The sequence below is a fragment of the Ruminococcus sp. NK3A76 genome (genome assembly GCF_000686125.1).
In the GTDB taxonomy this organism is placed as follows: domain Bacteria; phylum Bacillota; class Clostridia; order Oscillospirales; family Ruminococcaceae; genus NK3A76.
In genome coordinates, this window is sequence record NZ_JMMA01000002.1 from 3326871 (window position 1) to 3338570 (window position 11700).

Consider the following 11700-nt stretch of genomic DNA (forward strand, 5'->3'; position numbering starts at 1 on the left):
TTAAGCATCAAACAAAACTAAAAGATTATAAATACTTATTAAGGAGCACTATATATGAGCAGAAGAGTAGTTATAACAGGAATGGGCACAGTAAATCCCCTCGGCAAGAACGTTGAGGAATACTGGGAGAATATCAAGGCAAACAAGCTGGGCGTTTCCTACATCGACCAGTTCGATACATCTGATTTCCCCGTAAAGATAGTTGGCGCTGTCAAGGACTTTGACCCGAGCGAATACATCGACAAGAAGGAAGCCAAGAGACTTGACCGCTTTACTCAGTTTGCAACAGTTGCAGCAAAGCAGGCGCTCGCTCAGGCAGGAACTGACTTTTCCGACATAGTTCCTTTCCGTGCAGGCGTTATAATAGGCGTAGGCATCGGCGGCCTTAACATGACAGAGGCCGAGGTGACAAAGTTCAACGAGAAGCCCGATAAGGTATCGGTGTTCTTTATCCCTATGATGATAGGCAATATGGCAGCAGGCACAGTTGCTATGCAGACAGGCTTCAAGGGAGATAATTTCTGCACCACGACTGCCTGTGCATCGGCTACTCACGCAATAGGCGAGGCTTTCCGCAAGATAAAGGACGGCTACCTCGATGTAGCTCTCTGCGGCGGTTCCGAAGCCTGCATTTCACGCTTTGCATTAAGCGGCTTTAACAATATGAAGGCTCTTTCCCGTGCCGAGAAGCTGGAGGAGGCTTCCACTCCGTTTGACCTGAACCGTCAGGGCTTTGTGCTCGGCGAGGGCGCAGGCGTTCTCTGCCTGGAGGAGTACGAGCACGCAAAAGCAAGGGGCGCAAACATCATCGCTGAGATAGCAGGCTACGGCGCAACAGGCGATGCTTACCACATGACAAGCCCCTCACCCACAGGCGAGGCTGCTGCATACGCTATGAAGTGTGCATACGAGGAAGCAGGCCTTAAGCCGGAGGAGGTAAACTACATAAACGCTCACGGCACATCTACAGGCCTTAATGACAAGTACGAGACAACAGCTATCAAGCTCGCTCTCGGTGAGGAGGCTGCAAGAAAGACAGTCATCAACTCCACCAAGAGCATGATAGGCCACCTGCTCGGCGCTGCCGGCGGTGTTGAGGCTATAGTCACAGCTCTTTCGGTAAAGGAAGGCTTTATCCACAGGACTCTCGGCTACAAGACCCCCGACCCCGAGTGTGACCTCGACTATGCAACAGATGCAAACAGACACGTCGATATCAAGGGTGCGCTCTCAAACTCCCTCGGCTTCGGCGGCCACAATGCAACTATCTGCATCAAGAAATACGAGGGCTGATTTTATAGAACAAGTGTTCCACGTAGAACATTCATTAAAATATACGTAAATACAAGGAGAAAAGCTATATGGCAAAGTTTGATCTTGATTTTACATTCGAGAATATCGAAAAGCTCGCAGATCTTGTAAACGGCAAGGAGCTTTCGGAAATAGCAATTGAAGACCAGAACGGCAACAAGCTGACTATCAAGGGCAAGAAATGTCCTCCGCCCCCTCCGCCGATGCCGCCTATGGGTATGCCGGCTGTTCAGGGCGTTATGCCCGCACCGCAGGCAGCTCCTGCTGATGTGAAGGCCGCAGCTCCCACAGTATCCGGCAAGGAAGCTAAGGCACCTATCGTCGGCACATTCTATGCCTCTCCCTCGCCTGATTCGGCACCGTTCGTTTCGGTGGGCGACAAGGTTAAGAAGGGTGATGTTATCTACATCATCGAGAGCATGAAGGTAATGAGCGAGATAACCTCCGATTTTGACGGCGTAGTCAAGGAGATACTCGTTTCAAACGGCGACAGCGTTGAGTTTGACCAGACGGTCATGATAATCGGGTAAAACCGATCATCACAGGTAACAGGTTACAGGTAACAGGTAACAGGTGAGGTATCCGCCTTTGGCGGATAATATGCCCGTTCGGGCGTTATATAAGAGAGGTTTTTATTATGGCAGTAGTTCTTGACAAGGAGCAGATAAAGGAAATAATCCCGCACAGAGACCCGTTTTTACTGATAGACGAGGTAAACGAGCTCGAAGTCGGCAAAAGGGTAAAGGCAACAAAATACATAAAGGCTGAGGATTTCTGGTTCAAGGGGCATTTCCCTGAGTACCCCGTTACTCCCGGCGTGCTCATGGTAGAGATGTGCGCTCAGGCAGGTGCGGTTGCACTGCTTGCTATGGACGAGAACAAGGGCAAGATAGGCTTTTTCGGCGGCATCAACAACTGCAAGTTCCGCAGGCAGGTAGTGCCGGGTGACAAGCTCGACATCGAGGTCGAGATAATCAAGGTAAAGGGACCTATCGGTGTCGGCAAGGCAGTAGCCTCTGTTGACGGCCAGAAGGCAGTTTCGGCGGAGATAACATTTGCGATAAAGTGATTCTTACTGTAAAGGTGAAGGAATAGTATGTTTAAGAAAGTTTTGATAGCGAACCGTGGAGAGATAGCTGTGCGCATAATCCGTGCGTGCAGAGAGTTAGGGCTGCACACTGTGGCCGTTTATTCGACTGCCGACAAGGGTGCGCTCCATGCACAGATAGCTGACGAGGCTGTATGCATAGGCTCTGCCCCTGCAAAGGACAGCTACCTCAATATGAAGGCTCTCATTGCGGCCTGCGAGGTGACAGGCGCTGATGCTATACACCCGGGCTTCGGATTTCTTTCCGAGAATGCGCAGTTTGCAAGATACTGCGAAAAGTGCGGCATAACCTTCATAGGCCCCCGTGCTCAGGCGATTGAGATGCTTGGCGACAAGGCTCAGGCAAAGGAGACTATGAAAAGCGCAGGCGTGCCGGTCATCAACGGCTCTGACGGTGCTGTGAAAAACGAGTTCTACGCACACGACCTTGCAAAGAGGATAGGCTACCCCGTTATGATAAAGGCATCAGCAGGCGGCGGCGGCAAGGGCATCAGGATAGTACACAGCGAGGCCGAGCTTGATGAGCAGATGAAGGTCGCAAAGACCGAGGCGCTTGCCTGCTTCGGCAATGACGAGGTGTACATAGAAAAGTTCATAGAAAACCCCAAGCACATAGAGATACAGATACTTGCTGACAACTTCGGCAACGTGGTGTACTTAGGCGAGCGTGACTGCTCGATGCAGCGAAGAAACCAGAAGGTGCTTGAGGAGACCCCCTCACCCGTAGTAAATGAAAGCTTACGAAAGAAAATGGGCGAGGCAGCTGTAAGGGCTGCAAAGGCAGCAGGCTATACCAATGCAGGCACTATAGAGTTTTTGCTTGATAAGAACGGCGACTTCTTCTTTATGGAGATGAACACCCGTATACAGGTCGAGCACCCGATAACCGAGGAGGTCACGGGCATAGATATAGTATCCCGCCAGATACGCATAGCAGCCAATGAAAAGCTCGACATAACCCAGGACGATATAAAGATGACAGGCCACGCCATTGAGTGCAGGATAAATGCCGAGAACCCCGAGCAGGGCTTCCGTCCGTCGCCCGGTGTCATCACATCACTGCACACTCCCGGCGGCTTCGGCGTGAGAGTTGACAGCGCCGCTTATCAGGGCTACGAGATAACGCCCTACTACGATTCGATGATAGCAAAGCTCATAGTCCACGCTGACACAAGAGAGCAGGCGATAAAGCGCATGAACTGGGCGCTCTCGGAATTTGTCGTGGGCGGTGTGAGCACCAACATAGATTTCCAGCTCAAGCTCATAGCCACCGATGCCTTCAAGGCAGGCGACTACGACAACGGCTATCTTAACAGGAACCAGCTTGTTTGAACAATGCACAATTAAGGTGTTCGGCTGCGCCGGACGGTTTTTACAGTCAACTCGAATTATTCGGAGGAAACAAAAATGCTTGATGATATTTTCTCGGTAGTAAGGCAGAGGTGGGGTTCTTCCTCGCCCGAGGATAAGGACTCAAAAAAGCCCGACATACCAAAAGACCTTATGTTCAAGTGCCCCAGATGCGGCACAGTGTCCTTCTCGGAGGATTTCAACCGAAACGGCAAGGTCTGCCCGAGCTGCAATTATCACTCACGCCTGAGTGCCAAGGAGAGGCTCGACATAACTATAGACAAGGGCAGCCTTGTGGAATTTGACAAGGACATGGTGTCAAAAAACCCGATAGATTTCCCGGGGTATGAGGTAAAGCAGCAGGCTCTGCGTGCAAAGACAGGCCTTAAGGACGCTGTGATAACAGGCAAGGCCACCATAAGGGGCAGGGAGATAGTCATAATAGTTATGGACTCGCACTTCCTCATGGCATCTATGGGCTCGGTAGTAGGCGAGAAGATAACAAGAGCATTTGAGTATGCTACAGAGCAGAAGCTCCCTGTGATAGCTTTCACAGCATCGGGCGGCGCAAGAATGCAGGAGGGCATAGTTTCTCTTATGCAGATGGCAAAGACGAGCGGCGCAGTTGCAAGGCACAGCGAGGCAGGGCTTTTATACATAACAGTCATGACCGACCCGACGACAGGCGGCGTAACGGCTTCCTTCGCATCGCTCGGAGATATAATAATCGCAGAGCCGAAGGTGCTCATAGGCTTTGCCGGCAGGAGAGTCATCGAGGGAACTATCAGGCAGAAGCTGCCGGACGAGTTCCAGAGTGCTGAATTCATGCTTGAAAACGGCTTTGTCGATATGATAGTCGAGCGCAAGAAAATGAGAAGGACGCTCGCACACCTTCTTGCACTTCACGAGCAGAACGGGGGGGCTTTCAATGAGTGATACACCTGCAAGCAAAAAGCTGGATATAATAAGAATGAAGGGCAGGCCGACCGTCAACGACTATATCCCGATGATATTTGATGATTTCTTCGAGATGCACGGCGACAGGCTCTACGGTGACGACGGCGCAATAATGGGCGGTGTTGCTTACTTTGAGGGCACACCTGTCACAGTCATAGCGCAGGTCAAGGGCAGGAACTTAGAGGAAAACAAGGCTTCAAACTTCGGTATGCCACACCCAGAGGGCTACAGAAAGGCTCTGCGCCTTGCAAGGCAGGCAGAGAAGTTCCACAGGCCTGTTATATGCCTTATAGACACAGCAGGTGCTTTCTGCGGAATCGAGGCAGAGGAGAGAGGCCAGGGCGAGGCGATAGCAAGGGACATAATGGAGTTTATGACGCTGAAAACGCCTGTTATCTCGATAATACTCGGCGAAGGCGGCTCGGGCGGTGCGCTTGCTTTGGGCGTATGCGATGAGCTCGCAATGCTTGAAAATGCAATATATTCGGTAATATCTCCAAGAGGCTTTGCAAGCCTTCTGTGGAAGGATGCAGGCAGGGAAAAGGAAGCTGCCGACATCATGAAGATAACCGCCGAGGACTTAAAGGCTTTAGGCGTGTGCGACTATGTCATAAAAGAGCCTGCTGAGGGAGCTCACACAGACATGGAAGCGACCGCAGCAGCTATAAGCAAATATATTTTTGGTGCTTTACAAAGAAAATTTCAAAAAGGGCTTGACGAATTGCTAAATGAACGTTATAATAAGTTTAGGGCAATCGGAGAGTTTACCGAGTAGCGGTCAGAGCCCGTTTGATAATGATTAAGACAAAGGGCGACCTTTGCTTAATATACAACAACCTATGGAATGGAGGGTGCTTAGAAATGATATTTGACAAGGTTAAGGAAATCATTGTTGATCAGCTCGACGCTGATGAGAACGATGTAACACAGGACGCTTCTATTACAGATGATCTCGGTGCAGATTCTCTTGACGTAGTAGACCTTGTAATGTCTATCGAGGAGGAGTTCGACATCGAAGTCCCCGATGAAGAGGTAGCTAACATGAAGACTGTCGGTGACATCGTTAAGTACATCGAGGCTAACGCTGACTAATTATTGGTAACAACTAAATCGCCTTTCGGGGCGATTTTTTTGTTTTGGGGAGATACCGGCTGGAATGTCGAGTTTAAACAATAACGGCATAACACACAAAACGAGGCCTGTGCAAGCGCACAAGCCTCGTTTTTCAAGATGTAATTAGCGTATGAATTTCTTTGCCTTGTTGACGATGCTCCTGTCATTGTCATAGGCAAGTACACTGCCTGCACGGTCTATCTCGACCCACTTGATCTCGGCTATCTCGTCCTCCTGCGGAACATAGTCGGTGTTTTTGGCCTTTGCCACGAAATACACAACTATCTTCTGCGTATCCTTCTTCGGCGAATAGCTCACCGTTTCCCTGAATGTCGGGTCAAGGTTGACTTCGATGCCTGTTTCTTCAAGTATCTCACGCTTTGCAGTTTCTACCTCTGTTTCATCACCCTCGACATGGCCCTTCGGGAAGGACCAGTGTCCGCTGTTTACATGCTTGATCAGTAAAATTTCCGTGTTGCCGTGGTACTTTCTGTACACTATGGCGCCACAGGATTTTTCATGCAGCATATAAAAGTTCCTTTCCTTTTTAGTTACATTAAACTTATTATATCACATTTTTTGTCAGTTGTCTACACTCTAAAAAGAATTAAGGGTGATTTTGTATATTTTGCACAAAACAACAACTCCCGTCTGACGTGACGGGAGTTTTAGGCAACACCGCACGACCATTGTGTGTCAGTATGCGGTTGTTCAGCTTTGCTGAACACTCCGAATTTTCGTCAGAATGCCCATTTTTGCCGCAGTTTTACTGGCGTAAAACAAGGTGAAATTGGGTATTATGACGGAAATTCGGCAAGCAGATGGCACACAAAGGCCAGAGCCGGTGGTCGTGCGGTGTTGCCTTTATTCTTTATTTGAGCGTCACCTTCCACCCGGCGAGGAACTGCTTAAGCAGCAGGCCGTCTTTCAGGTCTACAGTCTTGTCGCCGTTAACATCAGCGTTGCTCTCATTTATTGCTACCTTCCACCCGGCGAGGTGCTGACTAATGAGCAGGCCGTCTTTGAGGTCAACTGTCTTGTCGCCGTTGAGGTCGCCGGGGGTGCGGTCGGAAGCTACGGTGATATCTGCTGTGTATGTTACCCAGTATTCATTTTCATTGACACCCGTGTCGCTTGAAACGAACTTGCCCTTTACGCCGCCTATGGTCACAGTCAGATCATCGGCTAAAGCGTAGTTCCCAAGTGCCCGGAACCTTATCCTTGCGGTGTAGGTGTGGCCTTTTTCAAAAACCGCATTGCTTGCGAGCTTTTTGCCGTTTTCATATAATGAAAAATACTCTCTTGTTCTGCTGCTCAGACCTTCCTGAACACGCACGCCCTCTGTGCAGCCGGTTATTCTCGTGTAGTCTGTATCATCATTTACGACTGTATCGCCTGCCTGCGGCGTGTTTATGCTTATCTGCACCTCGCTAAGCGTAGTGGGGATAGTCATTTCAGCACATATTTCATAGTTCTGCTTTCCGTAGGTGTGTGCAACATATGTGTCTATGCCGTTTACAGACGAGGTAACATATTTATAGTATCCTGTATCAAAGTCAAGAAATATTCTGCCCACAAGTGCAACACTTAATGTTGCGGTATATTTTTTTCCGGCTTCAAACTTGTCTGTAGCTTTCAAAGCGCTGCCGTTTTCGTCTTCCCACGAGAGAACTGTTCTCTTTACGGCTTCGCTTGCATTTATATCGCCGTCATTGAGCACAAGGCTTGTGACCTTTATGTCGTCAGGTGTCATACCCTCCTTCGGCTGAGTAATGGTCGCCTTTGTTGATGTTACAAACAAAGCCGTGCTCTCATAGTCTAAATAAATGTAGTCGGAATAAAGCGTGTTATCATATTCTACCTTAGCGACTACCCATATCTGATACCTTCCTGAAGGCTCGTTATCTAAATAGGGTTTAAGGTCTGCGCCTGTGGTAGTTCCTGCGACTGAACCTGTCCTGCCGTTGATACTGATGTTGACGTGTATCTGTTCATAATCGCCGGTAAACTCGTCCCAGGTCATTGTCAGGTCGTCATTTATCTTCATGTTGGTGAGGTTCGCCGAATAACAAACCTTTTTGGACTTAGCGCTTGTCAGTGCATTGTTGCCGCTGTCGTAGGCAGTTACCGAGCAGGTGTAGATATAGCCCTTTTCTGTGAAAATATCCTCGAAAACAAATTCCGGGTCTGTGACCTTGTAGGTCTTGTTGAGCACACGGCTTGTGACAGCAACCTTGTAATAGGCAGCACCGCTGTATGAGTTCCAGTACAGACGATCCTTGCCTAAGTAATCGCTTGCCAGTCCTTCTATGCTGCCAAGTGCCTTTGCTTTGAGCACGCCCTCCGGTAAAAACGCACCGAGCGCCAGCACAAGTGCCATAGCTATGAGTAAAGAAAGTATCTTTTTCATTTACCTACCCCCATTTCGTTAGTTTTTATAATTATACAACAAAGCATGAGTTTTGTCAACAAAAAGACCGCCCATAACGGACGGTCTTTGAAAAAGCTATAAGTATTAAATTACTTGAGCTCAACAGTTGCGCCAGCAGCCTCGAGCTTAGCCTTGATGTCCTCAGCGTCAGCCTTGGAAGCGCCTTCCTTGATAGCCTTAGGAGCACTCTCAACGAGTTCCTTAGCCTCCTTAAGACCAAGACCGCAGATCTCCTTAACAGCCTTGATAACGCCCATCTTAGCGTCGCCGAAGGAAGCGAGGATTACGTCGAACTCAGTCTTCTCAGCTGCAGCAGCAGCACCGCCAGCAGCAGGAGCAGCAGCGATAGCAGCTGTAACGCCGAATTCCTCCTGGATTGCGTCTACGAGCTCCTTGAGCTCGAGAACGGACATTGCTTTAACTTCTTCAATGATATTTGTGATCTTCTCAGATGCCATGATAATTAACTCCTTTTCTGAATATTTTAAATAGTAGTGTGTTGCGCAAGGGCGTTTTCCCCCACCTTTACGCTGCTAAGCTGCAATTAAGCAGCCTCGCCCTCCTTCTTGTCTGCAACAGCCTGGAGTGTAGCTGCGAGCTTCTGGATAGGACCCTGAAGCGAGCCAACGAGCTGTGCGAGAAGAGTCTCCCTCGAAGGGATCTTGGAAAGAGCCTGAACGCCTGCAGCGTCATAGATCTCATCGCCGATGTAGCCTGCCTTAAGAGCAAAGATCTCTCTCTCCTTAACGGACTCTGCGAACTTGCCGAGTATTCTTGCGGGAGCTGTCTGATCGTCGTTAGAGATAGCGAGAGCAGTTGTACCCTCGAGAACGCCTGTGATATCGTCAAGACCAGCGTTCTTGAATGCGAAACGGAGAATAGAGTTCTTCTCTACGAAGTAGGTGATACCAGCCTCACGAAGCTCTTTACGGAGCTTTGTATCCTCCTCAACAGTGATGCCCTTATAATCAACGAGCACGCCTGCAGCAGAATTCTTGAGGAGCTCGGTGAGCTTATCGACCTTTTCCTTCTTAGCGGCTAAAACCTTTTCACTTGCCATTTTTGATTTCACCTCGTTTGTCTGTGATCTACAAACGCACTAAAAAATCTCTCTATGCACAAAAAGACATAAAGAGATCACAAAGCTATTTAAAGCGCCTTTGTTTCCTCGACAGGACTTCCACCCTTTATCCGGGCCGCCTGTTGTCTTTAGATACGAATGCGAGATATATTATAGCACACATTCCTTTCCTTGTCAAGCGTTTTTACGTCCTGCGGAAAAGTTTGTGTATTTTAAACAAAGCAGCCGGTGCAGCCGTGCGCTTTGATAGTAAAAAAGACGCTGCAAACAACAGCGCCTTTATATACTTTATAATCAGTTGAGCTTAAGAGCGAGCTGGCTCTTCTTTCTTGCAGCCTTGTTCTTGTGCATGATGCCCTTGGAAGCAGCCATGTCTACCTTCTTGATAGCAGCTCTTACGACCTCTACCTTGTTGTCTGCGTTGTTTGCAACAGCAGCGTCTGCCTTCTTAAGTGCTGTCTTAAGGTCGCTCTTGATAGCCTTGTTTCTTGCTGTCTTGGTAGCTATTACCTTAACTCTTTTCTTAGCGGATTTGATATTTGCCAATTAAAGCACCTCCCTCATAAAATGAATAATCTAACTTATTCAGGTAAACCTAATTGTACGACTGAGAGGGAACGTACAAAACGCTCACTAAACAAGTATTGGATATATTATACCACATATCACCGCATTTTGCAAGGGCGTTTTACTAAATTTTTTAACGGAATTGCCAAGCCGCTATTGTACATATTAACTAAATAGGGGGCTTTATCATGTCTGCAAGAACAGATCTGGCGAGCGAATCGCAATATATCACCGGCGGCGAAACGCCAAAGGGAGTCGATGTTAAGGAAGAACGCTCTGATGCTGCAAGGCTTAGCATAACAAGGATAGAGATAAAGACCGATGAAGCATCACGCAGGATAGGCAGGCCGAAGGGCAGATATATGACCCTGAGAGCATCAGACAGCAGCTTTGAAGCCGAGGCCGACTGCTTTAACGAGCGTGCGGCACTGCTTGCCCGTGAGATAGCCGCACTGCTGCCTGCGGACATGAGCAGGGGAGCGCTCTTTGCAGGGCTTGGCAACAGGCAGATAACCCCTGACAGCGTAGGCCCTCTTGCCGCCGACAGGATACTCGCCACACGCCACATTGAGAGCCATATCCTCAAAGAGCTCGGCGAGCTTGCGAAGATGTCGGTCATCAGCCCGGGCGTGCTCGCACAGACAGGCCTTGAAAGTGCTGAGATAATAAAGATGATAGCGCAGAGCATTGACCCTTCTGTTATAATAGTATGTGATGCCTTTGCCTGCTCCGACCCTGAGAACCTCGGCACGACCGTGCAGCTGTGCGATACTGGCATCTCCCCCGGAAGCGGTGTGGGCAATTCAAGGGCGGAGATATCTCTGCGCACTATGGGCGTGCCGTGCATAGCCGCAGGGATACCTACTGTCGCTGATATAGACGCAGTTGCCGAAAAGCACGATGCAGCCCTCGACGGCATGGTGATAACTCCCGGGCGGATAGATACTATTGTAAAGCACGGATCAATGCTTATATCGCTTGCAGTCAACATGGCGGTACACTCATCGCTCACGGCGGAGGAGATAAATGCCCTTGTGGGTTGACATAAGGGCAAAGCGGTGATATACTATATATAATATAAAAAAGAACACCCGGAAAAGTTTACAAAATGTTCATATAAAGACTTGACAAACGTGTGCCGGGTGTAGTATAATAGATATACCTCTTATTGAGGTCTATTTTTTTGCGCCGTTTTTTATGGCGTGAAGCATACGTTTTGACCTCAAATCTCACAGAAGGGTTCTGAGGGAGTGCAGGGAGATGATCGCACCTGCATTATGAGGGAGGCAGACTGTTTGCCCTTTTCGTTCTAAGGGTAAGCAAATTTCGTCAGGAGGTGCCGAAAATGAGAGTTAAGATCACACTCGCATGCACAGAGTGCAAGCAGAGAAACTACAACACAAAGAAGAACAAGAAGAACGACCCCGACAGGCTCGAGATGAACAAGTACTGCAAATTCTGTAAGAAGCATACTCTTCACAAAGAGACTAAGTAATTGCGGGAGGGCTTAGAAATGGCTAAGGACACAAACGCAAAAAAGGGTAACTCCAAAGAGGTCGCTGCCAAGAAGAAAAAGGGCGGCATCTCGAAGTACTTCAGAGATCTCAAGAGCGAGCTGAAGAAAGTCGTATGGCCTTCAAGAAAGCAGGTAGTCAACAATACAGGCGTTGTTCTTGTTACTATGACTACACTTGGTCTTTTCCTTGCAGGTATAGACTTAGGTCTTGGTAAGCTCCTTGACCTTATCCTGAAGATCGGCAGCTGATATGCTGCACAGCGTCG

15 protein-coding genes are annotated in these 11700 nt (G+C 48.8%); 10 read left to right on the forward strand and 5 right to left on the reverse strand.

What is annotated here, in order from left to right; translation table 11 throughout:
* Window positions 1-54: 54 nt before the first annotated feature.
* From fabF to acpP, 7 genes are all read left to right on the forward strand, one after another.
* A complete protein-coding gene (fabF, locus tag CD05_RS0115500) occupies window positions 55-1293 on the forward strand; it encodes a beta-ketoacyl-ACP synthase II (RefSeq protein ID WP_028511249.1) in 1239 nt (412 codons plus the stop codon).
* 68 nt (window positions 1294-1361) lie between these two features.
* Window positions 1362-1841 (forward strand): biotin/lipoyl-containing protein, encoded by a 480-nt coding sequence (locus tag CD05_RS0115505; RefSeq protein ID WP_028511250.1) that lies wholly within the window; start codon window positions 1362-1364, stop codon window positions 1839-1841.
* Between the two features lie 107 nt (window positions 1842-1948).
* Window positions 1949-2380, forward strand: a complete 432-nt coding sequence (gene fabZ / locus CD05_RS0115510) for a 3-hydroxyacyl-ACP dehydratase FabZ (RefSeq protein ID WP_028511251.1) — start codon at window positions 1949-1951, stop codon at window positions 2378-2380.
* Window positions 2381-2407: 27 nt separating this feature from the next.
* Window positions 2408-3751, forward strand: coding sequence for an acetyl-CoA carboxylase biotin carboxylase subunit (locus CD05_RS0115515; RefSeq protein ID WP_028511252.1), 1344 nt, complete (start codon window positions 2408-2410; stop codon window positions 3749-3751).
* 75 nt (window positions 3752-3826) lie between these two features.
* The gene (gene accD, locus CD05_RS0115520) at window positions 3827-4705 is read left to right on the forward strand and encodes an acetyl-CoA carboxylase, carboxyltransferase subunit beta (RefSeq protein ID WP_028511253.1); all 879 of its coding nucleotides are present in this window, start codon (window positions 3827-3829) and stop codon (window positions 4703-4705) included.
* Window positions 4698-5501, forward strand: a complete 804-nt coding sequence (locus CD05_RS0115525) for an acetyl-CoA carboxylase carboxyltransferase subunit alpha (RefSeq protein WP_028511254.1) — start codon at window positions 4698-4700, stop codon at window positions 5499-5501. The genes accD and CD05_RS0115525 overlap by 8 nt, the downstream gene beginning before the upstream one ends.
* 86 nt (window positions 5502-5587) lie before the next feature.
* Window positions 5588-5818 carry an acyl carrier protein gene (acpP, locus tag CD05_RS0115530; RefSeq protein WP_028511255.1) on the forward strand — a complete coding sequence of 77 codons (231 nt, stop codon included), beginning with the start codon at window positions 5588-5590 and terminating at the stop codon, window positions 5816-5818.
* A 144-nt stretch (window positions 5819-5962) separates the two neighbouring features.
* Here the strand turns inward: acpP and CD05_RS0115535 are convergent, their stop codons facing one another.
* The 5 genes from CD05_RS0115535 to rpsT all read right to left on the reverse strand — a co-directional run bounded on the left by CD05_RS0115535 (window position 5963) and on the right by rpsT (window position 9897).
* On the reverse strand, window positions 5963-6367 hold the full coding sequence (locus CD05_RS0115535; protein WP_028511256.1) for an NUDIX domain-containing protein: 405 nt from the start codon (window positions 6365-6367) through the stop codon (window positions 5963-5965).
* Between the two features lie 343 nt (window positions 6368-6710).
* On the reverse strand, window positions 6711-8249 hold the full coding sequence (locus tag CD05_RS0115540) for a dockerin type I repeat-containing protein (RefSeq protein ID WP_028511257.1): 1539 nt from the start codon (window positions 8247-8249) through the stop codon (window positions 6711-6713).
* 110 nt (window positions 8250-8359) lie between these two features.
* The gene (rplL, locus tag CD05_RS0115545; protein ID WP_028511258.1) at window positions 8360-8728 is read right to left on the reverse strand and encodes a 50S ribosomal protein L7/L12; all 369 of its coding nucleotides are present in this window, start codon (window positions 8726-8728) and stop codon (window positions 8360-8362) included.
* 86 nt (window positions 8729-8814) lie between these two features.
* Window positions 8815-9330, reverse strand: coding sequence for a 50S ribosomal protein L10 (gene rplJ, locus CD05_RS0115550; RefSeq protein WP_028511259.1), 516 nt, complete (start codon window positions 9328-9330; stop codon window positions 8815-8817).
* Between the two features lie 315 nt (window positions 9331-9645).
* Complete coding sequence (gene rpsT, locus CD05_RS0115555; RefSeq protein ID WP_028511260.1) at window positions 9646-9897, reverse strand: 30S ribosomal protein S20; 252 nt, start codon at window positions 9895-9897, stop codon at window positions 9646-9648.
* A 209-nt stretch (window positions 9898-10106) separates the two neighbouring features.
* On the opposite strand from rpsT, the gene gpr reads away from it, so the two are divergent.
* The 3 genes from gpr to secE all read left to right on the forward strand — a co-directional run bounded on the left by gpr (window position 10107) and on the right by secE (window position 11683).
* Window positions 10107-10961, forward strand: a complete 855-nt coding sequence (gene gpr, locus CD05_RS0115560; protein ID WP_028511261.1) for a GPR endopeptidase — start codon at window positions 10107-10109, stop codon at window positions 10959-10961.
* A 302-nt stretch (window positions 10962-11263) separates the two neighbouring features.
* Complete coding sequence (gene rpmG, locus CD05_RS0115565; RefSeq protein WP_002848320.1) at window positions 11264-11413, forward strand: 50S ribosomal protein L33; 150 nt, start codon at window positions 11264-11266, stop codon at window positions 11411-11413.
* Between the two features lie 18 nt (window positions 11414-11431).
* On the forward strand, window positions 11432-11683 hold the full coding sequence (gene secE, locus CD05_RS0115570) for a preprotein translocase subunit SecE (RefSeq protein ID WP_028511262.1): 252 nt from the start codon (window positions 11432-11434) through the stop codon (window positions 11681-11683).
* Window positions 11684-11700: the final 17 nt, after the last annotated feature.

Coding starts and splice junctions, on each gene's coding strand:
- fabF (WP_028511249.1), top strand. CDS start 55: ATGAGCAGAAGAGTAGTTATAACAGGAATGGGCACAGTAAATCCCCTC.
- CD05_RS0115505 (WP_028511250.1), top strand. CDS start 1,362: ATGGCAAAGTTTGATCTTGATTTTACATTCGAGAATATCGAAAAGCTC.
- fabZ (WP_028511251.1), top strand. CDS start 1,949: ATGGCAGTAGTTCTTGACAAGGAGCAGATAAAGGAAATAATCCCGCAC.
- CD05_RS0115515 (WP_028511252.1), top strand. CDS start 2,408: ATGTTTAAGAAAGTTTTGATAGCGAACCGTGGAGAGATAGCTGTGCGC.
- accD (WP_028511253.1), top strand. CDS start 3,827: ATGCTTGATGATATTTTCTCGGTAGTAAGGCAGAGGTGGGGTTCTTCC.
- CD05_RS0115525 (WP_028511254.1), top strand. CDS start 4,698: ATGAGTGATACACCTGCAAGCAAAAAGCTGGATATAATAAGAATGAAG.
- acpP (WP_028511255.1), top strand. CDS start 5,588: ATGATATTTGACAAGGTTAAGGAAATCATTGTTGATCAGCTCGACGCT.
- CD05_RS0115535 (WP_028511256.1), bottom strand. CDS start 6,367: ATGCTGCATGAAAAATCCTGTGGCGCCATAGTGTACAGAAAGTACCAC.
- CD05_RS0115540 (WP_028511257.1), bottom strand. CDS start 8,249: ATGAAAAAGATACTTTCTTTACTCATAGCTATGGCACTTGTGCTGGCG.
- rplL (WP_028511258.1), bottom strand. CDS start 8,728: ATGGCATCTGAGAAGATCACAAATATCATTGAAGAAGTTAAAGCAATG.
- rplJ (WP_028511259.1), bottom strand. CDS start 9,330: ATGGCAAGTGAAAAGGTTTTAGCCGCTAAGAAGGAAAAGGTCGATAAG.
- gpr (WP_028511261.1), top strand. CDS start 10,107: ATGTCTGCAAGAACAGATCTGGCGAGCGAATCGCAATATATCACCGGC.
- rpmG (WP_002848320.1), top strand. CDS start 11,264: ATGAGAGTTAAGATCACACTCGCATGCACAGAGTGCAAGCAGAGAAAC.
- secE (WP_028511262.1), top strand. CDS start 11,432: ATGGCTAAGGACACAAACGCAAAAAAGGGTAACTCCAAAGAGGTCGCT.